The 23,139-nt window shown below is 73.3% G+C and carries 26 protein-coding genes and 2 pseudogenes; 9 read left to right on the top strand and 19 right to left on the bottom strand.

Features of this window, described 5'->3' with window-relative positions:
- Positions 1 to 50: 50 nt before the first annotated feature.
- Positions 51 to 482, bottom strand: a complete 432-nt coding sequence (locus ACF1BE_RS22130) for a hypothetical protein (RefSeq protein ID WP_392200725.1) — start codon at positions 480 to 482, stop codon at positions 51 to 53.
- A 93-nt stretch (positions 483 to 575) separates the two neighbouring features.
- On the opposite strand from ACF1BE_RS22130, the gene ACF1BE_RS22135 reads away from it, so the two are divergent.
- Both ACF1BE_RS22135 and ACF1BE_RS22140 read left to right on the top strand, forming a co-directional pair.
- Positions 576 to 1,349: an MBL fold metallo-hydrolase gene (locus tag ACF1BE_RS22135; protein ID WP_392200841.1), complete on the top strand. Its 774-nt coding sequence runs from the start codon at positions 576 to 578 to the stop codon at positions 1,347 to 1,349.
- Positions 1,350 to 1,381: 32 nt separating this feature from the next.
- Complete coding sequence (locus ACF1BE_RS22140; protein WP_392200842.1) at positions 1,382 to 1,972, top strand: DedA family protein; 591 nt, start codon at positions 1,382 to 1,384, stop codon at positions 1,970 to 1,972.
- A gap of 25 nt (positions 1,973 to 1,997) precedes the next feature.
- Here ACF1BE_RS22140 and ACF1BE_RS22145 read toward each other — a convergent pair whose 3' ends face one another.
- From ACF1BE_RS22145 to ACF1BE_RS22155, 3 genes are all read right to left on the bottom strand, one after another.
- On the bottom strand, positions 1,998 to 3,107 hold the full coding sequence (locus ACF1BE_RS22145; protein WP_392200726.1) for an MBL fold metallo-hydrolase: 1,110 nt from the start codon (positions 3,105 to 3,107) through the stop codon (positions 1,998 to 2,000).
- Positions 3,104 to 4,363: an aminotransferase class I/II-fold pyridoxal phosphate-dependent enzyme gene (locus ACF1BE_RS22150; RefSeq protein WP_392200727.1), complete on the bottom strand. Its 1,260-nt coding sequence runs from the start codon at positions 4,361 to 4,363 to the stop codon at positions 3,104 to 3,106. Before ACF1BE_RS22150 ends, ACF1BE_RS22145 begins: the two co-directional genes overlap by 4 nt.
- Before the next feature lie 250 nt (positions 4,364 to 4,613).
- Positions 4,614 to 5,549, bottom strand: coding sequence for a hypothetical protein (locus tag ACF1BE_RS22155; RefSeq protein WP_392200728.1), 936 nt, complete (start codon positions 5,547 to 5,549; stop codon positions 4,614 to 4,616).
- 296 nt (positions 5,550 to 5,845) lie between these two features.
- Between ACF1BE_RS22155 and ACF1BE_RS22160 the strand changes: the two are divergent.
- Positions 5,846 to 7,641 (top strand): annotated as a pseudogene (locus ACF1BE_RS22160) (thiamine pyrophosphate-requiring protein).
- Between the two features lie 128 nt (positions 7,642 to 7,769).
- Here the strand turns inward: ACF1BE_RS22160 and ACF1BE_RS22165 are convergent.
- The gene (locus tag ACF1BE_RS22165; protein ID WP_392200729.1) at positions 7,770 to 8,273 is read right to left on the bottom strand and encodes a DUF3761 domain-containing protein; all 504 of its coding nucleotides are present in this window, start codon (positions 8,271 to 8,273) and stop codon (positions 7,770 to 7,772) included.
- 224 nt (positions 8,274 to 8,497) lie between these two features.
- On the opposite strand from ACF1BE_RS22165, the gene ACF1BE_RS22170 reads away from it, so the two are divergent.
- Entirely contained in the window at positions 8,498 to 8,875 is a 378-nt protein-coding gene (locus ACF1BE_RS22170) for a DUF2795 domain-containing protein (protein WP_392200730.1), read from the top strand.
- A 45-nt stretch (positions 8,876 to 8,920) separates the two neighbouring features.
- The gene (locus tag ACF1BE_RS22175) at positions 8,921 to 9,463 is read left to right on the top strand and encodes a type 1 glutamine amidotransferase domain-containing protein (protein ID WP_392200731.1); all 543 of its coding nucleotides are present in this window, start codon (positions 8,921 to 8,923) and stop codon (positions 9,461 to 9,463) included.
- Between the two features lie 117 nt (positions 9,464 to 9,580).
- Here ACF1BE_RS22175 and ACF1BE_RS22180 read toward each other — a convergent pair whose 3' ends face one another.
- Together ACF1BE_RS22180 and ACF1BE_RS22185 are read right to left on the bottom strand one after the other, a co-directional pair.
- The gene (locus ACF1BE_RS22180) at positions 9,581 to 9,868 is read right to left on the bottom strand and encodes a DUF6158 family protein (protein ID WP_392200732.1); all 288 of its coding nucleotides are present in this window, start codon (positions 9,866 to 9,868) and stop codon (positions 9,581 to 9,583) included.
- A gap of 54 nt (positions 9,869 to 9,922) precedes the next feature.
- A complete protein-coding gene (locus tag ACF1BE_RS22185; protein WP_392200733.1) occupies positions 9,923 to 11,542 on the bottom strand; it encodes an ATP-binding cassette domain-containing protein in 1,620 nt (539 codons plus the stop codon).
- 197 nt (positions 11,543 to 11,739) lie between these two features.
- Here ACF1BE_RS22185 and ACF1BE_RS22190 point away from each other — a divergent pair, with 197 nt between their 5' ends.
- From ACF1BE_RS22190 to ACF1BE_RS22200, 3 genes are all read left to right on the top strand, one after another.
- Positions 11,740 to 13,236, top strand: coding sequence for a bifunctional phosphatase PAP2/diacylglycerol kinase family protein (locus tag ACF1BE_RS22190; RefSeq protein WP_392200734.1), 1,497 nt, complete (start codon positions 11,740 to 11,742; stop codon positions 13,234 to 13,236).
- 118 nt (positions 13,237 to 13,354) lie between these two features.
- Complete coding sequence (locus ACF1BE_RS22195) at positions 13,355 to 14,176, top strand: class I SAM-dependent methyltransferase (RefSeq protein ID WP_392200735.1); 822 nt, start codon at positions 13,355 to 13,357, stop codon at positions 14,174 to 14,176.
- A 42-nt stretch (positions 14,177 to 14,218) separates the two neighbouring features.
- Positions 14,219 to 14,389: a hydrophobic protein gene (locus ACF1BE_RS22200; RefSeq protein WP_392200736.1), complete on the top strand. Its 171-nt coding sequence runs from the start codon at positions 14,219 to 14,221 to the stop codon at positions 14,387 to 14,389.
- A 21-nt stretch (positions 14,390 to 14,410) separates the two neighbouring features.
- Here the strand turns inward: ACF1BE_RS22200 and ACF1BE_RS22205 are convergent, their stop codons facing one another.
- From ACF1BE_RS22205 to ACF1BE_RS22260, 12 genes are all read right to left on the bottom strand, one after another.
- Entirely contained in the window at positions 14,411 to 14,713 is a 303-nt protein-coding gene (locus tag ACF1BE_RS22205; protein WP_121786037.1) for a gas vesicle protein K, read from the bottom strand.
- A complete protein-coding gene (locus ACF1BE_RS22210) occupies positions 14,710 to 14,898 on the bottom strand; it encodes a gas vesicle protein (RefSeq protein WP_121786038.1) in 189 nt (62 codons plus the stop codon). Before ACF1BE_RS22210 ends, ACF1BE_RS22205 begins: the two co-directional genes overlap by 4 nt.
- Positions 14,895 to 15,674 (bottom strand): GvpL/GvpF family gas vesicle protein, encoded by a 780-nt coding sequence (locus ACF1BE_RS22215; RefSeq protein ID WP_392200737.1) that lies wholly within the window; start codon positions 15,672 to 15,674, stop codon positions 14,895 to 14,897. Before ACF1BE_RS22215 ends, ACF1BE_RS22210 begins: the two co-directional genes overlap by 4 nt.
- Entirely contained in the window at positions 15,671 to 16,006 is a 336-nt protein-coding gene (locus ACF1BE_RS22220; RefSeq protein ID WP_392200738.1) for a gas vesicle protein, read from the bottom strand. Before ACF1BE_RS22220 ends, ACF1BE_RS22215 begins: the two co-directional genes overlap by 4 nt.
- Positions 16,003 to 17,208 (bottom strand): SRPBCC family protein, encoded by a 1,206-nt coding sequence (locus ACF1BE_RS22225; RefSeq protein ID WP_392200739.1) that lies wholly within the window; start codon positions 17,206 to 17,208, stop codon positions 16,003 to 16,005. The genes ACF1BE_RS22220 and ACF1BE_RS22225 overlap by 4 nt, the downstream gene beginning before the upstream one ends.
- Complete coding sequence (locus ACF1BE_RS22230; RefSeq protein ID WP_392200740.1) at positions 17,205 to 17,942, bottom strand: DNA primase; 738 nt, start codon at positions 17,940 to 17,942, stop codon at positions 17,205 to 17,207. The genes ACF1BE_RS22225 and ACF1BE_RS22230 overlap by 4 nt, the downstream gene beginning before the upstream one ends.
- 1 nt (position 17,943) lies before the next feature.
- Entirely contained in the window at positions 17,944 to 18,201 is a 258-nt protein-coding gene (locus tag ACF1BE_RS22235) for a gas vesicle protein GvpG (RefSeq protein ID WP_392200741.1), read from the bottom strand.
- Between the two features lie 31 nt (positions 18,202 to 18,232).
- Positions 18,233 to 19,003 carry a GvpL/GvpF family gas vesicle protein gene (locus ACF1BE_RS22240; RefSeq protein WP_392200742.1) on the bottom strand — a complete coding sequence of 257 codons (771 nt, stop codon included), beginning with the start codon at positions 19,001 to 19,003 and terminating at the stop codon, positions 18,233 to 18,235.
- Positions 19,000 to 19,422 carry a gas vesicle structural protein GvpA gene (locus ACF1BE_RS22245; protein WP_392200743.1) on the bottom strand — a complete coding sequence of 141 codons (423 nt, stop codon included), beginning with the start codon at positions 19,420 to 19,422 and terminating at the stop codon, positions 19,000 to 19,002. The genes ACF1BE_RS22240 and ACF1BE_RS22245 overlap by 4 nt, the downstream gene beginning before the upstream one ends.
- A gap of 77 nt (positions 19,423 to 19,499) precedes the next feature.
- Entirely contained in the window at positions 19,500 to 19,886 is a 387-nt protein-coding gene (locus ACF1BE_RS22250; protein ID WP_392200744.1) for a gas vesicle protein, read from the bottom strand.
- Positions 19,887 to 20,069: 183 nt separating this feature from the next.
- The gene (locus ACF1BE_RS22255) at positions 20,070 to 21,917 is read right to left on the bottom strand and encodes a transketolase (protein ID WP_392200745.1); all 1,848 of its coding nucleotides are present in this window, start codon (positions 21,915 to 21,917) and stop codon (positions 20,070 to 20,072) included.
- A gap of 49 nt (positions 21,918 to 21,966) precedes the next feature.
- On the bottom strand, positions 21,967 to 22,254 hold the full coding sequence (locus ACF1BE_RS22260) for a hypothetical protein (protein ID WP_392200746.1): 288 nt from the start codon (positions 22,252 to 22,254) through the stop codon (positions 21,967 to 21,969).
- Between the two features lie 286 nt (positions 22,255 to 22,540).
- On the opposite strand from ACF1BE_RS22260, the pseudogene ACF1BE_RS22265 reads away from it, so the two are divergent.
- Positions 22,541 to 23,011: pseudogene (locus ACF1BE_RS22265) on the top strand (LLM class flavin-dependent oxidoreductase); the annotation flags it as partial.
- Positions 23,012 to 23,139 lie beyond the last annotated feature (128 nt).

Below are 23,139 nucleotides of genomic sequence, written 5' to 3' on the forward strand. Positions count from 1 at the left end.
GGACCACCTTGTCACATGGTCCGACCGGGCCCGGGACGGGCCTCCGGGCGCTACCGTCCGTCGTAGCCGGCCGTGGGCATCGACAGCCGCCGGTGCACCCGTGCCTTCATCTGGGCGTCGTACGACGGCTCGGCCCGCCCGACCGTCTCCACGCGCACCCCCCGGCGGGCGCACTCGGCGGTGAACTCGTCCACCGACGACAGGGCCCGCCGGAGCACCCGGAGGCTGGGGGCCACGAACAGGTCCACGCCGGGCCGTACCCCGTCCCAGAGCGCGCTGTGGTCGAACCGCAGCCCGCCGACAAGGAGTTCGCGGGCGATGACGTAGCCGTGCTCGGCGGCCCAGTGGGCGCACATCGCGTGCTGACTGCGCGAGTCCACCAGGAAGGGGTCGGCCTCCAGCTCCTCAAGAGGTGTCAGGCTGGCGATGGCGGTCACCCGCACCGGCGTGAACGCGCCGAAGACGCCCCGCAGCTGCCCCATCCTCTACCCCCCGCCTCCGGGTTCCGCCGCCGACCCTACTCCTGCCCGTAGGCTTCGGGGAGTCGCGTGAAGGACGTGAAGGAGGCGAAGAAGGTGCCGGTGGAGATCACCTGGTGGGGTCACGCCACCTGCACGGTGGAGGACGCGAACACACGGGTGCTCACCGACCCCCTGTTCGCCCGCCGGCTGGCGCATCTGCGTCGCCGCCGGGGTGCCGTGCCGCCCGCCGGGGCCCGCCGCGCGGACGTGGTGCTCGTCTCCCACCTGCACGCCGACCATCTCCATGTGCCGTCGCTGGCCTGCCTGGAACCGGGCACGCGCCTGCTCGTACCCCGAGGCGCACCACGGGCGGTACCGGGTCTGCGCCAGCTGCGGCAGCTGCGCATCACGGAAGTGGCGCCCGGAGACGAGGTGCGCGCCGGCGGGCTGCTGATACGGGTGGTGCCGGCGCTGCACGACGGACGGCGGCTGCCGGTGGGACCGCACCGCTCCCCCGCGCTGGGCTACGTCGTCGAGGGCGAGGCGCGGACCTACTTCGCCGGGGACACCGGGCTGTTCGACGCGATGGCCGATCAGGTGGGGCCGGTGGATGTGGCACTGCTGCCGGTGGGCGGCTGGGGGCCCTACCTCGGGGAGGGACATCTCGACGCGGGACGGGCGGCGCGGGCGCTGGCCCGGCTGGCACCGCGGGCCGCGGTCCCGGTGCACTACGGCACGTACTGGCCGATCGGCATGGACGCGGTGCGCCCGCACGAGTTCCACGCGCCGGGTGACGAGTTCGTACGGCTGGCGGCGGAGGCCGCGCCCCGGGTGGCGGTGCACCGGCTCGGGCACGGGGAGAGTGTGCGGCTGGAGGTCGCCCGGTGACGTGGCCGGCCGCCGCGGTGCTCGCCACCGCCATGACGTCGACCGTGACGGACCCGACGCGGCAGGCGCTCGGCTGTCCGTCGCTGTTCCTGCTCGTGCTGATCGGGGCGCTGGTCCCGGTGGTGCCGACCGGGGCGCTGGTGAGCGCGGCGGCGGTGGTGGCGTTCCACCGGACGGCGCCCTTCTCGCTGCTGCTGGTGTTCCTGACGGCGTCACTGGCCGCGTTCCTGGGGGACGCTGCACTGTACTGGCTGGGCCGGCGCGGGCTGCGGTCGAAGAACGGGTCGCGGTGGCTGAAGGCGATCCGGTCGCGGGCACCGGAGGAACGGCTCGCGCAGGCCCAGGAGAAGCTGGCCGGGCACGGGGTGGCGGTGCTGGTGCTGTCGCGGCTCGTCCCGGCCGGGCGAATACCGGTGATGCTGGCCTGTCTGCTGGCCGAGTGGCCGCTGCGCAGGTTCAGCCGGGGCAATCTGCCCGCGTGCCTGGCCTGGGCGGTGACCTACCAGGTGATCGGTATTCTGGGCGGCTCGCTGTTCAGCGAGCCCTGGGAGGGCGTCGTCGCGGCGGTCGCACTGACCGTCCTGGTCAGCGCGGTGCCGGGGGTGGTGCGGCGGGTGCGGTAGGCCGGTGCCGGACCGTGACACCACGTCAGTCCAGCACTCCGGAGGCCCCCACCGGCAGGTCCCACAGGTTCTCCCGGTCCAGGCCGGCCTGCTGCCAGGCGGCGCGCGTGCGGGTGAGGGGTTCGAGGACCGGTTCGGCCGAGAGGACGAACGTGCCCCAGTGCATGGGAGCCATGCGGCGGGCGCCCAGGTCCTGGGTGGCCTGCACCGCCTCTTCGGGGTCGCAGTGGACGTCGCCTAGCCACCAGCGGGGGTCGTAGGCGCCGACGGGCATCAGGGCGAGGTCGATACCGGGGTAGCGGCGGCCGATGCGGGAGAACCAGTGGCCGTAGCCGGTGTCGCCGGCGAAGTACAGGCGCTGTCCTTCGGCGGCGGTGAGGACCCAGCCGCCCCAGAGACTGTGGCAGGTGTCGGTCAGGGAGCGCTTGGACCAGTGGTGGGCCGGCACGAAGTCGAAGCGGACGCCGGACAGTTCGGCCCCCTCCCACCAGTCCAGCTCGGTGACGCAGGTGAACCGGCGCCGGCGGAACCAGCGGCCGAGCCCGGCGGGCACGAACACCGGGGTGTGGCGCGGGAGTCGGCGCAGGGTCGGGGCGTCCAGGTGGTCGTAGTGGTTGTGACTGATGACGACCGCGTCGACGCGGGGCAGGGAGTCCCAGGGCACGCCGACCGGGGTGATGCGGGCCGGGGTGCCGAGGATGCGGCGGGACCAGACGGGATCCGTGAGGACGGTGAGCCCGCCGATGCGGACGACCCAGCTGGCGTGCCCCGCCCAGGTGACGGCGAGGGTACGGGTGTCGACACGGGGCAGCGGCGCCGGCTCGTACGGCAGCCGGGGAAGGTCGGCGAGGCCGTCGGGGCCGGGGCGTACGGCGCCTTCGCGGGCGAAGCGGGCCATGGCCCTCAGGCCGGGCAGCGGGGCGGTCAACCGGTCGTGGAAGGTGCGGGGCCACACCCGGTGCTCGCCCAGCGGGCGGGGCTCGGCCGGCGGGCGGGGCTCGGCCGGCGGGCGGGGCTCGGCCGGCGGGCGGGGCTCGGCCGGCGGCGGGGAGGGGGGCGCGAGCGGGGCCGGCGTGCCGGGTGCGCCGGCCGCCGTGGTCGTCGGGGCCGGACCGGACTCGTGCGTCTGCGTCATCGAGGAGACTCCCGTCGCTGAGCGTCGTCGCGGAGATCGCCGAAGGCCGACCTCAGGGAGGTCAACGCGTCGTGGAGGTGGGGCAGTTCCAGCGGTGCGGGGGACGTGAGGCATGCCAGGCGCTCCTCCGCCGTGCCGCCCAGCAGGGCTCCGGTGGAGAGCCGTACCCGCAGCGCTCCCAGATCGTCACCGAAGCGGTGACCGCCGGGCGCGGGCATACCGAGCCGGGCGGTGAGGACGTCCTCCAGTTCCTGCGCGTCACCGACGTCCCGGGCGGCGAGCGGCTCGCGCAGCGGCCCGAGGTCGGCGTACAGGTGGCGGCCGGCCTGCGGCGGCCGGGCGAGCGCGCCCGCGGCGACCACCGCTGTGTGCGCGGCGGCGGCCACGCGCGCGTGCAGCCGTACGGTGGCCTCCCGCCGCTCGGTGACGGGCGGGGGCTCGTCGAGGGCGTAGCCGGCGGCGGCGGCGACCGGCGCGGCGATGCGGGCGCCGAGTGCGGTGAGGATGTCGAGCACGCGCGCGTGCAGGTGCCGTCCGGTGCCGGTGGCCGGGAAGCGGGCGACGGCGGCGGGCCAGCCGGTGGGCAGCAGGGCGCCGGCCAGGTCGGTGACGACGGTGACCCGGTCGGGCCGCATCTCGGCGGGGCTGAGCAGGACCGTCTCGTGCGGGGCGTGCAGGGTGTCGCGCCACGTCTCGTCGCTGACCAGGTGCAGGCCCTCGGCGGTGGCGGCCTCCAGGGTTTCGAGCAGCAGTTCGGGCGGGGCGACGGTGGCGGTGGGGTCGTCTGCGACGGACAGCACCAGCAGCCGTGGGTCACCGCCCTCGGCGCGGATCCGGCGGACGGTCTCCAGCAAGGCGTACGGGTCCGGGACACCGCCGCTCTCGGCGGTCGTCGGCACGTGGTAGACGGGCCGGCCGAGGATCCGGGCGTACGGCGCCCACCAGGCGGCACACGGGCGGGGCGCGAGGACGTCGGCGCCGTCACCGGCGAGGGCGGCGGTCAGGGCGAGCAGCAGGGCGGGGGCACCGGGGCCGGCGGCCACCTGGTCGGGGACGGTGGACAGTCCGCGCCGGGTCCAGTAGCCGCACGCCGCCTCCAGCAGGGCGGGGGCGCCGCCGACGGGCTGGGCGTCGGCGCGGCTCGCGGCGGCGGCGAGGACGGCGGACAGTTCGGGGAGGACGGGCAGGCCGTCGGCGGGGAGGGGCGGGCCGTAGCGGACGGGGCCGTGGTTCTCGCCGGGATCCGTCCGCCGCATGTCCGCCTCCGCGCAGTCCGTCGTGCCGTCGCGCCGCCCGGTCCGGGCCGCGCTGTCCGTCCGGGTCCCGCTGCTCCCGTCCGTGTCCGCCGTTGTGTCCCGTGCGGGCCGCGTGGTGGGCCCGGGCCCCTGGGGCGCCCCGCCGGGGATGCTCTCCTCGCCGTGCGCCGCCGGTGGTTCCGTCGCCGTGCTCCCGCACAGGTGGGTACCCGCCCGGCGGCTCTCCATGGGCGGCAGCGGGGCCGCCCGGTCACCTCTCCGTGGACCGGTCCCCCGCGGAGCGCCTGCGGCCGTACAGCCGGTACCCGGCTCCCGCGCAGGCCGCCGCGATGAACACGCCGCCGGTCACGAGCGCGGGCACCGAGTCGTCGAAGGCGCCGCCCTCGCCCGCCTCCACCCCGCGCTGGACGGTGGCGGGGGCGCATCCGGCGCTGTCGCGGGACTCGCGGCAGACCGGACGGCCGTCCGGGCAGGACCCGCCGGGGGTCTCCGCGCAGTGGTGACCGCCGTCGATACAGGGAGCCGCGCCGGCGCACCCCTTACCACCGCTCTCCTTGCCCCCGTCCTGCTTGCCCCCGTCCTGCTTGCCCCCGTCCTGCTTCCCGCCGTCCTGCTTCCCGCCGTCCTGCTTCCCGCCGTCCTGCTTCCCGCCGTCCTGCTTGCCCCCGTCTTCCCTTCCGGCGCTCTCCTGGCCGCCGTCCTGCTTGCCCCCGTCTTCCCTTCCGGCGCTCTCCTGGCCGCCGTCCTGCTTGGCGCCGCCGTCCCTACCGGCGCTCTCCCTGCCCCCGTCCTCCCAGCCACCTCCGTCCTGCTCGCCGGCGACCTCCCCGCCGTCGTCGTCCCTGCCGGTGTCGTCCCTGCCGGTGTCGTCCCTGCCGGTGTCGTCCCTGCCGGCGTCGTCCCTGCCGGGATCCTGGCACTGCTCCTCGCACAGCGTGTCCTCCTCGCCTGCGCAGGGTGCGCCCTCCTCGCACGCGTCGTCGGTGCCTCCGGGGGCGGACGGGCAGGCGCCGTCCGGCGAAGCGGCGCGGAGGGGGTCCGGCGCCGCTCCGGGCAGGGCGCCGCAGGGGGCGGAGGGGGCGGACGGGGTGACGGCGGCGGGGCCGGCGACGGCGGTGGGCCCGGTCAGGGCGAGCGCGGCACCGACGGCGAAGGCGACGGACAGGGCGCGGACGGTGCGGCGCATGGGAGGGGCTCCTCGACGGGCGGCGGGGCGGTCGGACGGTGCTACGCCGGCGCACCGGTACGACGGCATCGCCGTGCGGCGCCCGGGTACGGGGCACGGGTCGCGCCCTCGCTGCCATCACAGCCCGCCCGGCGCGGTACCGCGCGCGGCCGGACCCCATTCGCGGGACACACGGGGCCAGGCGGGTGACAAGGCCCGCCGCAGCGGCCGGCCCGGGGTTCTCCGACCCCCGGGCAGGTGACTCGGACCGCGCCGGCCGGATCGTCGGCTTCGCACCGCACCGGGGAGGTCTCTCCATGAGCACCAAGGTCTCCGACCACATTCTCGAGCGTCTGCGTGCCTGGGGTGTGGGGCAGGTCTTCGGTTATCCCGGCGACGGCATCAACGGGCTGCTGGCCGCCTGGGGCCGGGCCGAGGACCAGCCGCGTTTCATCCAGTCGCGGCACGAGGAGATGTCCGCCTTCGAGGCGGTGGGGTACGCCAAGTTCAGCGGCCGTGTCGGCGTGTGTGCGGCGACGTCGGGGCCCGGCGCCATCCACCTGCTCAACGGCCTGTACGACGCCAAGCTGGACCACGTGCCGGTGCTGGCCGTCGTCGGCCAGACCGACCGCACCGCGATGGGCGGCTCCTACCAGCAGGAAGTCGACCTGCACACCCTGTACAAGGACGTCGCCTCGGAGTTCGTGGAGACGGTGACGGTGCCGGAGCAGCTGCCGAACGTGCTCGACCGGGCGATCCGCACCGCGTACGCCCGGCGCTGCCCGACGGCGCTGATCATTCACGGTGACGTGCAGGAGCTGGACTACTCGCCGCCCACGCACGAGTTCAAGATGGTGCCCTCCAGCCTGGGCATGAGCGAGTGCACGGCGACCCCGACGGACGAGGCGCTGCGCCGGGCCGCGGACGTGCTGAACGAGGGCGTCAAGGTCGCCGTCCTGATCGGCCAGGGTGCCGCGGGCGCGGTCGCGGAGGTGCAGGAGATCGCCGAGCTGCTCGGCGCCGGGGTGGCGAAGGCACTGCTCGGCAAGGACGTGCTGAGTGACGGACTGCCGTACGTCACCGGGCCGATCGGTCTGCTGGGCAGCCGGCCGTCGTACGAGATGATGCGGGACTGCGACACGCTGCTGACGATCGGTTCGTCGTTCCCGTACTCGCAGTTCATGCCGGACTTCGGCACGGCACGCGGGGTGCAGATCGACATCGACCCGCACATGATCGGCATGCGCTACCCGTACGAGGTGAACCTCGTCGGCGACGCGCGGGCGACGCTGCGGCGGCTGATCCCGATGCTGGAAGGGAACCGGGGCGGGCGCGAGTGGCGCGACACGGTGTGCGCGAACGTGCGGCGCTGGCACGAGACGATGGACCGGCGGGCCGGGCAGTCGGCCGACCCGATCAACCCCGAGTACGTGGCCCGGGCGCTGGATCCGCTGCTGCCCGACAACGCGATCGTGACCTCCGACTCCGGCTCGGTCGCGAACTGGTACGCACGGCACATCACCATGCGGCCGGGCATGCGGGGCTCGCTGTCGGGGACGCTGGCGACGATGGGCCCGGCGGTGCCGTACGCGATCGGGGCGAAGTTCGCCCACCCGGACCGGCCGGTGTTCGCCCTCGTCGGGGACGGGGCGATGCAGATGAACGGCCTGGCCGAGATGATCACGGCGGCGAAGTACCGGGACCGCTGGTCCGATCCGCGGCTCGTGGTGGCCGTCTGGAACAACCAGGACCTGAACCAGGTGACCTGGGAGATGCGCGCGATGGAGGGCGCCCCGTCGTTCCTGCCGTCGCAGTCCCTCCCGGACGTGCAGTACGCGGCGTTCGCCCGCTCTCTCGGCCTGGCCGGCATCCGGTGGAGAAGGCCGAGGACGTGGAAGCGGGCTGGCGGGCGGCCCTGGAGGCGGACGGGCCGGCGGTGATCGAGTTCCTCACCGACCCGGCCGTACCGCCGATCCCGCCGCACGCCACCTGGGAGCAGATGGAAGCGACGGCCAAGTCGGTCCTGAAGGGCGACGCCGACCGGGGTTCGATGATCAGACAGGGGCTGAAGGCGAAGGTCCAGGAGTTCCTGCCGGGCAGGGAGAAGAAGTAGCCGTGCGGTTTGTCGGACGGCACCGCCGGACGCGTGGCGAACACCGTTGAGGAGTCCGCGTGAGCGGGACGGCCCGGCCGTCGATGCCGCCGGCCGGGCCCTCCTCGCACGTGGACCACGGAACCGGCCTACCTGTAGAAGACCGCTACTCCCCCGTGGTGCGAGCACGCGCCCTGGTGATGGGCGGCGTACGAGTAGGTGCCGTCGTTGCAGCGAGCGGTAGCGCCGGTTCCGGCATCGCCGGAACCACCCGAGGAGCTCGAGCTCCCGCTTCCGGACGACCCGCCGGATACGGCACCGCCGCCTCCCGAGCCCGCGGCGGCCGCGTGCGCGGTGACGGTCACCCGCACCTTCACCTTGACCGTCTTCGTCGCCGTCGCCGTCGCCGTCACCGTCGGCCCGGGCGCGGGCGTCGCGGTCTCCGTGGCCGTGGCCGTCGCGGTGACAGTCGCGGTGGGCCGCACCTTCGCGGCCGCCGCCTTCACATCGTGCTCGTTTTCCTGGCCGCCGGCGCCGGCGCCCACGCCGAGGAAGAAGGCGAGTCCGATCGCGGGCAGTACGTATCGCTTGCGCCCCCACCTCGGCCTCGTCGTGACAGGCGGCCGTGGCGGCGTGTTGTACGGGTTGTCCATGTGTCCCCCCAGGGCGCGTCGGAGCGTTGACCGTAGCGCCCCTGTGAAGACCGTGTGTTGTTCTCGGTGTAGTAGTCATCTATTCGTGACCACGCCCGGTGCCGCATCCGAGGCCGCCCGCCGGGTACGCGGCTGAGATCCGTTGTCCGACAGCGGGGCGGAACCCGTGTCGGATGTGTGCGCCGGGGTACGCGGTGCGGACCGTCGACCCTCTGGAGGGAGACATGCAGCGAGGCAGTGACCGGCTGAGCGTCCACCGTGACGACGAGATGAAGCACGAACTGAGGGGGTTGCTGAGGTCCGGGCATCCCACGCGCGTCGAGGAGTGGAACGACCCGGAACCGGCCGCGGACGACGATCCGGAGGTCTGGAGCGGCCCGGTGGGCGGTCTGGGCTCCGCGGCGTCGCTGGAGCGGACGAGGCTGGAGCTGGCCCGGCACCTGAACCGGCACGCGTTCCCGGCGAAGCCGGGTGAGGTGGCCCGGGCACTGCGGCGGAACAACGCGCCCGGCGGGCTGATCGACGCCGTGGCCGCCCTGCCGCACGGGAGCCGCTACGAGAACGCGCAGCAGCTGGCGGAGGCGCTGGCGGGCGGGACGTGAGCGGGGAGAGCTGGAGTTGCGCAAAGTGAAAGGAAACTGAGGATCATGCGTATCGCGTTTCTGGTGGCACCCGAGGGCGTCGAGCAGGTGGAGCTGACCGAGCCATGGGAGGCGGCCACCGGCGCGGGGCACGAGCCGGTGCTGGTGTCGACGGAGTCCGGGAAGATCCAGGCGTTCAACCATCTGGACAAGGCGGACACGTTCCCCGTGGACGAGGTGGTGGGTGAGGCGTCGGCCGGGTCGTTCGGTGGTCTGGTACTGCCGGGCGGGGTCGCGAACCCGGACTTCCTGCGGATGGACGAGAAGGCCGTCGCGTTCGTGAAGGACTTCTTCGAGCAGGGCCGTCCGGTGGCCGCGATCTGCCACGCGCCGTGGACGCTGGTGGAGGCGGACGTCGTCCGTGGCCGCGTGCTGACCTCCTGGCCGAGTCTGCGCACGGACATCGAGAACGCCGGCGGGACCTGGGTGGACGAGCAGGTGAAGATCTGCGACCACGGCTCCAACAAGCTGGTGACCAGCCGCAAGCCGGACGACCTGAAGGCGTTCTGCGACGCGTTCCTGCACGTGTTCGCCGGCGAGGCCGGCTGACCGTACGCGGCTGACCGTACCCGGATGCGTCGGGGCCGGCCCGTGGGGGCCGGCCCTGTCGCTGCCGGGGTGCCGGTTGCGGCGGGTGCCGGCACCGGTTGCGGCGACTGTGCCGGTTCAGGTGCCGGACGTGCCCGGGGCCGCCGTCTCGCCGCTGCCGCGTTCCCGGGCGCCCTCGCGGGTCCGGGCCGCGCTGACCAGGCGGCGCGGGTTGCGGCGCAGGTACTCGCCCTCCAGCTGCGCCATACGCTCGTTGTGGGCCCGCAGCGCGTCGTTCGAGCCGTACAGCAGGGTGTCGTGGCGCGTGCGGTGGATCGTCTCCAGCTCCTTCATGAGCTGCTGGTCGTCCAGCCGGCTGGGATCGACTCCGGTCGTGGTGGTGCCCCGCTCATCGTGTTCGTTCATGCGGTCCGGGTACCCGCCCGGCAGCCACTGCCCCCGGACGATTTCCCCGAGGAGTCACCGGGCGCGCTCGACCCGGCGTTCGTCCCACACCGGTTCGGAGGTCTCACGGACCCGGCCGTCGCTGCCGAAGACCAGGAAGCGGTCGAAGGAGCGGGCGAACCAGCGGTCGTGGGTGACCGCGAGGACCGTCCCCTCGAACGCCTCCAGGCCCTCCTGGAGGGCCTCGGCGGACTCCAGGTCGAGGTTGTCGGTCGGCTCGTCCAGCAGGAGCGCGGTGGCGCCCGCGAGCTCCAGCAGCAGGATCTGGAACCGGGCCTGCTGGCCGCCGGAGAGGCGGTCGAAGCTCTGTTCGGCCTGCTGGGTCAGTTCGTAACGGCGCAGCCGCGACATGGCGGCCCCACGGTCCTGGGCGTGCTCCTTCCACAGGATGTCGAGGAGGGCGCGGCCCCGGAGTTCGGGGTGGGCGTGGGTCTGGGCGAAGTGGCCGGGCACGACGCGCGCGCCGAGCTTCCACTGCCCCGTGTGGGTCACGTCCTCACCGGCGAGCAGGCGCAGGAAGTGCGACTTGCCGGAGCCGTTGGAGCCGAGGACGGCGACCCGTTCGCCGTAGAAGACCTCCAGGTCGAACGGCCGCATCAGACCGGTCAGCTCCAGGGCCTCGCAGGTGACGGCCCTGATGCCGGTCCGGCCGCCCTTCAGACGCATGGTGATGTCCTGCTCGCGGGGCGGCTCCGGCGGCGGGCCTGCCTCCTCGAACTTGCGCAGGCGGGTCTGCGCGGCCTGGTAGCGGGAGGCCATCTCATGGCTGACGGCGGCGGCCTGCCGGAGACTGAGGACCAGTTTCTTCAGCTGGGCGTGTTTCTCGTCCCAGCGGCGGCGCAGCTCCTCGAAGCGGGCGAAGCGTTCCCGGCGGGCCTCGTGGTAGGTGGCGAAACCGCCGCCGTGCACCCAGGCGTCGGCGCCCGCCGGACCCGGCTCCACGGAGACGATCTTCTCCGCGGCGCGGGCGAGGAGTTCGCGGTCGTGGGAGACGAACAGGACCGTCTTGCGGGTCTCCCGGAGCTGTTCCTCCAGCCAGCGCTTGCCGGGCACGTCCAGGTAGTTGTCCGGCTCGTCCAGCAGCAGGACCTCGTCGGTGCCGCGCAGCAGCGCCTCCAGCACGAGCCGCTTCTGCTCACCGCCGGAGAGGGTGCGCACCTGCCGCCACTGGGCGCGTTCGTACGGCATGCCGAGCGCGGCGGTGGTGCACATGTCCCACAGGGTCTCGGCCTCGTAGCCGCGGGCCTCGGCCCAGTCGGACAGGGCCTGCGCGTACCCCATCTGGGCGGCTTCGTCGTCGACGGTCATGAGGGCGTGCTCGGCCTCGTCGACGGCTTTCGCGGCCTGGCGGACACGGGGCGGGGCGACGGAGACGAGCAGGTCCCGGACGGTCGTCTCGTCGCGTACGGAGCCCACGAACTGGCGCATCACGCCGAGGCCGCCGCCGACGGTGACCGTGCCGCCGTGCGGCTTCAGCTCGCCGGAGATCAGCCGCAGCAGGGTGGTCTTGCCGGCGCCGTTCGGGCCGACCAGGGCCACGACGGCGCCTTCGCCGACCCGGAAGGACACGTCACCGAGCAGAGTCCTGCCGTCGGGGAGGTGGTACTCGAGGTGCGCGGCTTCCAGATGTCCCATGGGCAGGCATTCTCCGGGTCGGCCAGGACCCGGGGCAAACCGTTATCACCGGCCCCGTCGCCGCCCGCGGCGGCCGGGCGGCGACGGGGCCGCACTCCGCGAGGGCCCGGGCGCGGCTCTCCCCGCCCGGCCCGCCCGAGGCGGTGACGCCCGGCGGGGCGGCACAAGAAACGTGAGCTTGCGGGTAAGCGCACCCCATGAGCCCAGACCTGGACCTGACTGTCCCCGCCTCCGCAGCCCGGACCCCGCTGCGCACGGCCCTCACGCTCGACGGCCGGCTCTTCCAGGCCGCCGCCGCCTGGAACTGGCCGGGGGCCGAGGGGGTGCTGCCCCGGCTGAGCCGCGGCGCGAACCACGGAGTGCTGTGGTTCGGGGTGGCCGCCGCGATGGCCGCCAGCCGCACGCCACGGGCCCGCCGGGCGGCCGTCCGGGGGCTGGCCTCGCTCAGCCTGGCCTCACTGTCGATCAACACCATCGGCAAGCGGTCGGTGCGCCGGGCCCGGCCGGTGCTGGATCCGGTGCCGCTCGTGCGGCGGCTGAAGCAGCAGCCGATCACCACCTCCTTCCCGTCCGGGCACGCCGCCTCCGCCGCGGCCTTCGCGACCGGGGTCGCCCTGGAGTCGCCGGCGTGGGGTGCCGCGGTGGCGCCGGTGGCGCTCTCGGTGGCGGCGTCCCGCGTGTACACCGGGGTGCACTTCCCGAGCGACGTGCTGGCCGGGGCCGCGCTCGGCGCCGGCGCCGCCTTCCTGGTACGGCGCCTGGTCCCGACCCGGGCCCAGGTCCGGGACTCCGCTCGCCCGCGGGCCGCGGCCCCGGCCCTGCCCGAGGGCGACGGCCTGGTGGTGGTCGCCAACCAGGCGTCGGGCACGGCGGACCGGGTGCGCGCGCTGCAGGACGCGCTGCCGGAGGCGGAGATCGTCGAGTGCGCGCCCGAGGACGTCGCCGAAGAGCTGGACAAGGCGGCGGCCCGGGCGCGGGTGCTCGGGGTGTGCGGCGGCGACGGCACGGTGAACGCGGCGGCCGCAACCGCTCTGCGGCACGGTCTGCCCCTCGCGGTACTGCCCGGCGGCACCCTGAACCACTTCGCCTACGACCTGGGCGTGGAGGACGAACGGCAGCTGGCCCGGGCGGTCCGGCACGGCGAGGCGGTCCGGGTGGACGTGGGCCGGTTCGTCACCGAGGACACGGAGGGCGTGTTCCTGAACACGCTCAGCCTCGGCGTGTACCCGGAGCTGGTGCGGGCGCGGGACCGCTGGTCGCACCGGATCGGCGGCTGGTCCGCCGGGGTTCTCGGGGCACTGCGGGTGCTACGTGCCGGCCGGCACCCGCTGGAGGTGGTGGCGGGCGGTGAACGGCGGCCGCTGTGGCTGCTGTTCGTCGGCAACGGGGTCTACCACCGGATGGGGCTCGCCCCGGGCCGCCGTACCGATCTCGCGGACGGTCTGCTGGACGTGCGGGCGGTGCACGGCAGCCGCAGGCCCGCGCTGCGGCTGCTCGCGGCGGCGGCCGCGGGCCCGCTGACCCGGTCGCCCGCGCACGCGGCGGTACAGGTGAAGCGGCTGCGGCTGACCGGCATCGCCCCCGGCACCCCGCTGGCCTACGACGGCGAGGTGACGACGGTGTCGGACGAGGTGCGGCTGGAGAAGCTGCCCGAGGCCCTGACGGTGTACCGCCCGCTGGACGCCTCTGCCTGACGAGACGTCAGTCCGTATGGCGAAACGCGCATCTCATCATTCGGGTGGCGGGCGTACCGTGAGGCGGACCGGTGGACGGGCCGGCCGGTCCGCCGACGAGGGGTTGAGGGGTACAGCCATGCCGAAGGCGCAGGAGACCGCCGTCTACACGCACGGGCACCACGAGTCGGTGCTGCGTTCGCACACCTGGCGGACCGCCGCCAACTCCGCGGCCTATCTGCTCGGCGCGCTCAAGCCCCACATGCGCGTGCTGGACATCGGCTGCGGCCCCGGCACCATCACCGCCGACCTGGCGGAGCTGGTCCCGGACGGCCATGTCACCGGCGTCGACCACGCCCCCGGCGTCCTGGAGCAGGCCCGGGCCACCGCCGCCGCCCGCGGCCTGACGAACGTCGACTTCGCGGTGGCCGACGTCCACGCCCTGGACCACCCGGACGACACGTTCTGCGTGGTACACGCCCACCAGGTGCTCCAGCACGTGGGCGACCCGGTGCAGGCGCTGCGCGAGATGCACCGGGTGACGAGGCCGGGCGGGTTCATCGCCGTACGCGACGCGGACTACGCGGCGATGACCTGGTATCCGGCGCTGCCCGGCCTGGACGACTGGCTGGACCTGTACGAGCGGGTGGCCCGCGCCAACGGCGGTGAACCGGACGCGGGGCGCCGGCTGACGGCGTGGGCGCGAGCCGCCGGGCTCCGGGACGTCACGGCCACCTCCAGTACCTGGACGTTCGCCACGCCCGAGGAGCGGGCCTGGTGGAGCGGCCTGTGGGCGGACCGCACCCGCGCCTCCGCCTACGCCGACCGGGTGACGGAGGGCGGTCACGCGACGGCGGAGCAGCTGCGGGCGGTGTCGGAGGCCTGGCGGGAGTGGGGCCGGCGGGAGGACGGCTGGTTCGCGGTCCTGCACGGGGAGATCCTGTGCCGGAAGGAAGCCTGATCCGCGGACTTCGGGAAACCCGGCGCGCAGGAGGTGCGCACCATGGTTCCCATCCTGCTGGTACTGCTTCTGGTACTGATTCTCTTCGGTGCCGGATTCGCGCTGAAGATCCTGTGGTGGGTCGCCCTGGCCGTCCTGGTCATATGGCTGCTGGGATTCCTGTTCCGCGGCACGGGCGCGGGCGGCGGGCGGGGCCGCTGGTACCGGTGGTGAGACCGGCCGGCGGCCGGTGGGTCAGTCCCGGGGAAGCAGCGGTCCGAGCGGCCCGAGGTCGAGGTTGAGGTCCTCGGGCCGCAGTCCGTACCGGTCCCGCAGCTCGGCCATCCGGTCTTCCAGCAGCATCAGGGTGAGCCCGATCCGCTCCTCCTGCTCCTCGGTCAGGTCCCCGGTGTCGAAGCGCCGCACGGCCTGCCGCTCCATGAGCTGGCGCAGCAGCTCGACCACGGTGAGCACGAGTTTCACCAGGTCGCGCTCGACGGTGTCGGGCTCCAGGTCGAGCCGCTTGCGCCGCGGGCCCTCGGCCGGGCTCTCGGTCATGTGAGTTCCTCGAAGGGCGACGGGACCTGCTCGTTCACGGAGCTGATCAGGGCGTTGAGGTCGATGCGGACGAGATCGACGTCCGCGATGCGCAGCGTGATGTCGCCGGTGAGGACGACCCCGCCGGCCAGCAGTCGGTCCAGGAGGTCGACCAGGGCGATCTCGCGGCGTTCGACTACGGTCACCGCACCTCCTCCGCCGCCGCGTCCTCTCCGGTGAACGAGTACGCGGCCCAGGGGCCGGTGAGTTCCACACGGATCCCGGGTGCCTCGTCCTTCGTACGGTCGACCAGTTCCACGAATTCCTCGGAGTGGGCGCGCGGCACCAGGTAGGCCGCGTTGAGCACATTGCGCCCCGCGGCGCCGGAGAGAGCCGCGTTCTGCGGGGGGTGCATCCGGTGATCCTCGGCGGGGCCGGAGAGGCGCTCGTGCAGGGACCGTGCGAACGCCTCGGCCCGCTGCCACCGGTCCTCCTGCGCGTGACTGTGCTCACGCCGGCGGCGCAGGTAGTCCCGTCCGCTCGAAGGCTTCGCCGCGGCGGCGGAAGCCGGCTCGGCTGCCGGCTCCTCCTCCAGGTACACCTTCACCCCCCACTCGACCCGGCCGTCCAGGCGGTCGAGCAGACGCCGGAAGCTGTCCTCACGGGTCTCGATCATCGTGCGCAGGGCGCTGTCGTCCCGGAAGACCGTCGCGAGCCGCAGCGGCAGCGGGGTGGTGACCGTGGTGAGCGCGTCGATCACGCCCTGGTGGGCGCGGGCGGTCGCGGACAGCCAGTCCAGGTCCTCCAGGCGGGCCTTGAGCGCCTCCTCGGAGAAGTCGGCCTCCGAGACCGTACTGACGACCGCGACCAGCCCGTGGTGGCGCACGAGCGCCGGCGGGGCGCCCCCGATGCCCGTCAGCTGGGCCTGTAGGGGCGTCCCGAAGGGGCGGCAGACGGCGTAGACGTACCGCAGTCCGGTCATGGTGCCTCCTTCGGCGCGTGGCCCGACTCCAGCTCCTCCAGCCGGGCAAGGCGTTCTCTCAGCTCGGCGTTCTCCCGGGCCAGCTCGTCCCGGCGGGCGCGGGAGGACAGGGCCGGATCCGTCTCCCACCAGTCGATGCCCATTTCCTTGGCCTTGTCCACCGAGGCGACGATCAGCCGCAGCTTGATGGTGAGCAGTTCGATGTCGAGCAGGTTGATCCTGATGTCACCCGCGATGACGATTCCTTTGTCGAGCACGCGCTCGAGGATGTCGGCGAGGTTGGCCCCCGAGCCCTGGCCATAGGGCTCGGGGAGACGGCCGGGCATCGTCATCGACGGCCCCGGCTCTCGGCGTACTCGGGTTCCTCTTCCTCTTCCTCTTCTTCCTCGTCCTCGTACGCGTCCTCCGCGGGCTCCTCCTCGTCCTCCGCGGGCTCCTCGTCCTCGGCGGCCTCCTCGTCCTCGTACGGGCCCTCTTCCTCGTCCTCGTACGCCTCGGCCTCGTCCTCGTAGCCCTCTTCGTCGCCTTCCTGGGCCTCGTCGTCCTCCTGGTCCTCCGCCTCGGCCTCGGGCTCCCCGGAGTCCTCGTCCTCGGCGTCCTCGGACTCCTCAGCGCCCTCGGCGTCCTCGTCGTTCTCGGCGCCCTCGGCGTCCTCGTCGTTCTCGGACTCCTCCTCGGCGACGGCGTCCTCGTGGCTCTTGACCACCTCGCCGTCGCGTATCTCACCGCGCCAGCCGTCCTCCGCCTCGCCCTTGAGGGTGATGAAGCGGGCGAAGTTCTTCAGGTCCAGCCTGGCCCGGCGGCCCTGGGCGCGCCAGATGTTGCCGGTCTTCTCGAAGAGGCCGACCGGGTAGTACTCCATGACCAGCAGCACCCGGGTGAGGTTCTCCTCCAGCCGGTGGAAGGAGACCACACCCTTGGTGGTGCCCTTGGCGCCCTCCGACGTCCACTGGATGCGGTAGTCCGGCACCTGCTCGGTCGTCTTCGCCTTCCAGCTGCGGCTGGACCAGAAGACCTTGGCCTGCCAGTCGGACTGGGTGTCGTCGGAGCGGCCGGCGCTCTTGACGCCCTTGGCGAAGGTGGAGAAGTCCTGGTACTGCGTCCACTGGTCGTAGGCGGTGCGCAGTGGCACGCCGACATCGACCGACTCCATGATGACGACCGGCTTCTTGCCCGCGCCGCCCTTCTTGCCCTTGCCGCCCCCCAGGTTCTTGACGGCGTCCATCACGTTCTCCTTGACACGGGAGGCGCCCACCTCCAGCGCCGAGCGCACGGGCCCCTTGCCCTCGGCGAGTTTGCGCCCGCCGTCGAGTGCCAGCTTGGCGAAGCCCGGGCTGTTGCCCTCGGCGATGTCGTTGAGCTTGCCGGTGGTCTCACCGAGCTTCCGGCCGAGGCCGGTCAGCAGCCGGGTGGCCTGCGCGGACAGATACTCCTGGGCCTCCTCCTTCAGCCGGTCGGCGGCCTCGCTGTGGGCGAGGGCGCTCAGCGGACTGTTCTTGGCCGCGGAAGTGGCCGATCCGCCGGTCTCCGTCATCGGTCATCGCCGCCCTTCGACTGCCGGGAGGTCGCGCGCCGGGCGGTCCGGCCGGCCGAACCGGTCTTCTTCGCGGCCGTCTTGCCGGCCGCGCCCGTCTTCTTGGCCGCGGGCTTCTTCGCGGGAGCCGCCTTCTTGGCCGGAGCCGTCTTCTTGGCCGCGGCCTTCTTGGCGGGAGCCTGCTTGGCAGGAGCCTTCCTGGCGGGAGCCTTCTTCGCCGGCCTCTCCTCCGGCTCCTCCTCCGGCTCCTCGTCCTCCTCCGGCTCCTCGTCCTCCTCCGGCTCCTCCTCGCCCGCCTCCTCGTCCGGCTCCTCCTCGTCCGGCTCCTCGTCCTCCGGCTCGGCGGACTCGTCCGCGGACTCTTCGTAGTCCTCGTCCTCCTCGTCGTCCGCCTCGTCGTCGGAGCCACCCGGGGTCACGCCGGCCAGCTGGTCGCGCACCTGGGCGGTGCGGCCGTGCAGCCGGTCGGCGAGCGCGTTGATCTGCCGCTCGGCCAGTGCCCCGGTGGCGGCCTTGCCGACGCCCCGCATGTCCTGGCGCAGCTGGTCCCCGATCTCCTTGAACTGGGGGTTGTTCTGGAGCTGCTGGCTCACCACGTCCGCGAGCATCTTCGGACTGAGGTTGAGCTTCTTCCCGGCCACGAAGGAACCGACGGCGAGCGCCATCTTCAGTTTCTTCGTCCGTCCGAGGAAGTATCCGGCCCCTACGGCGAGGCCCAGTGCCGTTCGGTTCATGTCACGTCCCGTTGCCAGTGGTGTCGCCGGAGCGCACGGTGGTCTCCAGCCGGTCGAGCAGTTCGTCCTCGCGTCGGTCGAACTCCTCCTCGGTGATCTCGCCCGCCTCGAGCTGTTCTTCGAGGCGGGCGAGCTCGGCCCGTACGGTGGCAGGGTCGTAGTAGATCCGTTCCGCCTCCTGGAGCACCTGTCTGACGGCCCACGCGCTGCCGCGCACGGGCGCGAACGGGAGCATCAGCACCTCGCTGATCAGTCCCATGGTGTTCTCCTCTCCGTCCGGGCCGGGGGCGCTACTGCGCTCCGGCGCCCGCGCCGGCCGTACTGCCGGCCGACTGGGCGGGGCCGGGTTCGACGAAGCTGTAGGGCGGCAGCGGTCCGTTGACCCGCAGCTCCAGATGGGCGTGGTTCTCACGGACCTGCTCGACGACGGCCAGGAAGCGCTCGGCCGAGTCCCGCGCCACCAGGAACGACACGTTCAGCAGCCAGCCGGTGGACTCGGGGCCCACGCTGACCGCGGCGGCGGCCGGTGCCAGCTGGCTCTGCACCTCGCCCGCGTCCACGGCCTCCTTGGCCTTGACTGCGGACGCGACCATCTCACCGAGGCGGATCTTGTCGTCGTAGCTGCCGCCGCCGGACCGGCGGTTGGCCTCCGCGAGGGCGCGCAGGTCCGCGTTCTCGGCCATCACCAGGTGCAGGACGGCCTCCTCGATGTGGGTGGCCTTGACGTTGTACTCGACCTTGCCGTCCAGCTCCCGCAGCCGCTCCTGGTAGTGCTCGGCCCGCTCGGTGAGTACCTGGGTGACGGAGTCGTCGTCGTCGGCGACGCTGCCGAAGCGCATGGGCAGGATGCAGCCGCCCGCTCCGGTCTCGGCCAGCACGTTCTGGTGCGCGAGCAGGTCCCTGCGCTTGGGGCGCAGGTCCTCGGGGGCGTCGCTGACCACGGCGGTGAGCTCACCGGCCGTGAGGAGGCGCACCGGGCGGGCCGGCTGGCCGACGCCGGTCATGCCCTCGGGTAGCGCGGGGTGGGACCGTGCGGTGATCCCGTAGACGTAGGTGCTCACTCCTGCTCCTCCTTCCGGCGCGCCGTAGCCTTACGGGCACGCGGCCGGGACTGGGTCTCCCCTTCCTCGCGCGCCTGCTTGAAGGCGTCGGATATGGTCTCCGCGGCACCGGACAGCGCCCCCTTGGACTTGCCGCGGGCGCCGGACTCGGTGACCTCGCCGACGATCTCGGGCAGGCCCGGGCTCTTGTTCGGGCCGGACTCCAGGTCGAGGCGGTTACAGGCCTCGGCGAAGCGCAGATAGGTGTCGACGCTGGCCACGACGACCCGGACGTCGATCTTCAGGATCTCGATGCCGACCAGAGAGACGCGGACGAACGCGTCGATCACGAGGCCCCGGTCCAGGACCAGTTCGAGTACGTCGTAGAGGCCGCTGCTGCCGCCTCCGCCTCCGGTCTGTTGTGCCGGAACAACAGTCATGCCGGCGATTCCTCCTCGCATGTAGTCGGTCGCGGCCTAGTAGGCCGCGGTGTGTGCGGGCGGGCAGGGGCGGTGACTCACCGGCCGCCGCGCGCGTCGGCCCTGCCGCGTTCGTACCGGCGGACGCGCCGGTAGCCGGTGAGCTGCCCCTGCGGGTCCAGTTCGACCTGGTAGCTGCCCATCAGGCTCATCGTGTCGGGGACCCTCGACAGTTCGAGGACCTCGACCTCCAGCGACCACCCGTCCTCCGTCTGCTCGAACGAGGACACCGACTCGGGTTCGAGACCGGTGAGTTCGGCGAGCTGGGCGCGCGCCTGACGCAGCACCTCCATGAGGGCCGGGCGGCGGTCGCCCGCCGCGTGCCTTCCTGTGTTCTCCTGTGGCTCCCGTGACTCCTGTGATTCCTCGGAGTCGTGCGTTTCCCGCGATTTTTGTGACTGTGATGTGTTCTCTGTGTTCGACATGGCCACCTCTCCCTGCGTGTGGCCGCAACACCCCTGGCCAAACCTTCAGGAGCACATGCATGCCGTCCGCGTACCGTCGCGCCTGGTCAGAGCGGGTACGTGTGTAACCCATGTAGTACGGGCGCCCCCGTCGGCCGGGGAAGAGGACCTTCCCCGGCCGCAGGGTCGGCGCGCCGCCGTCACTCAGCGCACGACCTCCTCCTCGACCAGCAGCCTGGCGGCGGCCGCGATGCCCACGGAGTCGATGCCGGCCGCGTGCAGCTGCTCGTCGGGGGCGGCGGAGCCCGGCATGGTGCGCACGGCCAGCCGGACCAGGCGGGGCACGGGCCGGCCGTCGCCGAACACCTCCGCGACGGCGTCACCGAGGCCGCCCTCGGCGTGGTGGTCCTCGACGGTGACCAGGCAGCCGGTCTCCTCGGCGGCCCGGAGCAGGGTCTCGGCGTCGACCGGCTTGACCGAGTACAGGTCGATGACCCGCACCCGGATGCCGTCCTCGGCCAGCCGGTCGGCGGCGGCCAGCGCCTCGGGCACCGTGACCCCGGCCGCGACGACGGTCAGCCGGTCGTCCTCGCTGGAGCGGAGCGTCTTGCTGCCACCCACCGGGAACTCCTCGTCGGGCCCGTAGATCACCGGGGTCTTGCCGCGGGAGGTACGCAGATAGCGGATGCCGTCGAGGCCGGCCATGGCCGCGACGAGCTTCGCGGTCTGGTTGCCGTCGCAGGGGTAGAGCACGGTCGAGCCGTACACGGACCGGAACATCGCCAGATCCTCCAGGCCCATCTGCGAGGGCCCGTCCTGCCCGATCGACACACCCGCGTGCGAGCCGACCAGGTTGATCCCGGAGCCGCTGATGGCCGCCATGCGCACGAAGTCGTGGGCCCGGGAGAGGAAGGCGGCGAACGTGGAGGCGTACGGCACCCAGCCCCGTGCGGCCATGCCGACGGCCGAGGCCACGAGCTGCTGCTCGGCGATGTAGCACTCGAAGAACCGGTCGGGGTAGGCCTTGCCGAACTCCTCGGTGCGGGTGGAGTCGCCGACCTCGCCGTCCAGGGCGACGACGTCCCCGCGGGCGGCGCCGAGCGCGGCGAGGGCCTTGCCGAAGGCATCCCGGGTGGCGACCTCCTCCCCCACGTCGAAGGACGGCAGCCGGAGCGCCTCGGTGGTGACCGAGCGCAGCGCGGCGGCGGCCGGCGGCTCGCTGACCCGGACGTGCAGCTCGCGCGGCCCGCCGAGTTCGGCGATCGCGTCCTCGGCCTCGGGCAGCGGCTTGCCGTGCAGGCCCTCGCGGTCCTCGACGGCGGCGACGCCCTTGCCCTTGAGGGTGCGGGCGAGGATCGCGGTGGGCTGCCCGGTCGTGGACAGCGCCTCACCGTACGCCCGGTCGATCTTGTCGACGTCGTGCCCGTCGATCTCGACGGTGTGCCAGCCGAACGCCTGGAAGCGGCGGGCGTAGGCGTCCAGGTCGTGACCGTGCCGGGTCGGACCGCGCTGCCCGAGCCGGTTGACGTCCACGATCGCGATCAGGTTGTCGAGGCTCTCGAAGCCGGCGTGTTCGGCGGCCTCCCACACCGAGCCCTCCGCCAGCTCGCTGTCGCCGCACAGCACCCACACCCGGTGGTCGCTGCGGTCCAGCCGCTTGCCGGCGAGGGCGATGCCGACCCCGACCGGCAGGCCCTGGCCGAGGGAGCCGGTGGCCGTCTCGACCCAGGGCAGCCGCCGCGGCGTCGGATGGCCCTCCAGCCGGCTGCCGAGCTTGCGGAAGGTGACGAGTTCGCCGTCCTCGATGGCGCCGGCCGCCTTGTACGCGGCGTACAGCAGGGGCGAGGCGTGCCCCTTGGAGAGCACGAAGCGGTCGTTCGCGGGGTGCTCGGGGCGTTCGAAGTCGTAGCGCAGATGGTTCGCGAGCAGGACGGCCACCAGATCGGCGGCGGACATCGAGGACGTGGGATGCCCGGATCCCGCGGCGGCGGACGCCCGCACGCTGTCCACACGCAGCTGCTGTCCCAGTTCGGCCAGTTCGGCGGTCTTCATGAGTCTCCTTGGTCTCGGCGTTCTGCGTTCGGCGTTCGTCGTTCGTCGTTCAGTCGGACGGGTTCGCGGGGTCGGGGGTGTCGCGGGTGTCGCGGGGGTCATGGGGCTCGGGGGTGTCGGTGCGCCTGACGGGGCCGGGGGACGGATGCGCCCGGCGGGCCTTGGCGGGCTCACCGGTCGGCTGGCTCCGGGCGGGCTCACCGCCGGGCTGGCTCCGTGCGGGCTCACCGCCGGGCTGGTTCCTGGCGGGTTCACCGCCCGGCTGGCTTTGTGCGGGCTCCGCGCCCTGCTGGTGCTTCTCGTGCGTGCGGTGGGTCCGGCCGGTCTCGCGCGTCATGGTTCGCCTCCCGGGATGTGCGGACGGCCGTTCCGGGCCGCCCGGTGGCCGCGCCGCTGACGGTGGGGCCGGGTCCCGTGCGAGCCCGCCGGACGCCCTGGCGCGGCGGTACGGCGTCCGGCTCCCGGGCCGGTGGCGCCCCTGGACGCGTTCGCGTGCGGAGCGCCTTCGGGGTGTGGCTCCTCCGAGGACTTCCGCGTAACCGGGGCCGGGGTACCCAAACGCCGGGCGGGTCACCCGTACGCCGGGCGGGAGCGCGGGCCGCGGCGGCGTTTCGCCCGGGCGGCTGGAGGAGTCGACCCAGGTGATGCGCCGGCTGTTCACCGGCGAGGGGGTCAACCGTCAAGGCGCCCACTACACGGTGGAGAACGCGCGTCTGTACACCGTCCCCGACGAGCCCGTACCGATCGACATCTCCGGCTTCGGCCCGAAGGCGACCGCGCCGGCGGCCCGCGTGGGCGACGGCTACATCACGATGATGCCGCGCAGGGAGATGGTCACCGGGTACCGCGGGGGCGGCGGGACCGGCCCCGTCAGCGGCGGCACCAAGGTCTGTTACGGCACCGACCGCGACGAGTGCGTCCGTACGGAGCACGGGCTCTGGTACAACATGCTGCTCGACCAGCATGCCGCCGCGCCGCGGGCGTTCGCCGACGCCGGGTTCGACCGGGTGTACGTGAACCAGATCGGGCAGGATCAGCGGGGGTTCTTCGACTTCCACCGCGCGAAGGTGCTGCCGCGGCTCGACCGGGACTGAGTGCCGGTGCCCGCGGACGGGGCGGGGAGCGGCGCGGGGCCTTCCGTCCCGCACACGGCTGCTCGGCGGGCACGAGACCGCCGAGGAGGAGGTCGTCGGCGGCACAGAAAACGGGTCGCCCCGGCGCC

The sequence above is a fragment of the Streptomyces sp. NPDC014991 genome (assembly GCF_043080665.1).
GTDB lineage: Bacteria > Actinomycetota > Actinomycetes > Streptomycetales > Streptomycetaceae > Streptomyces.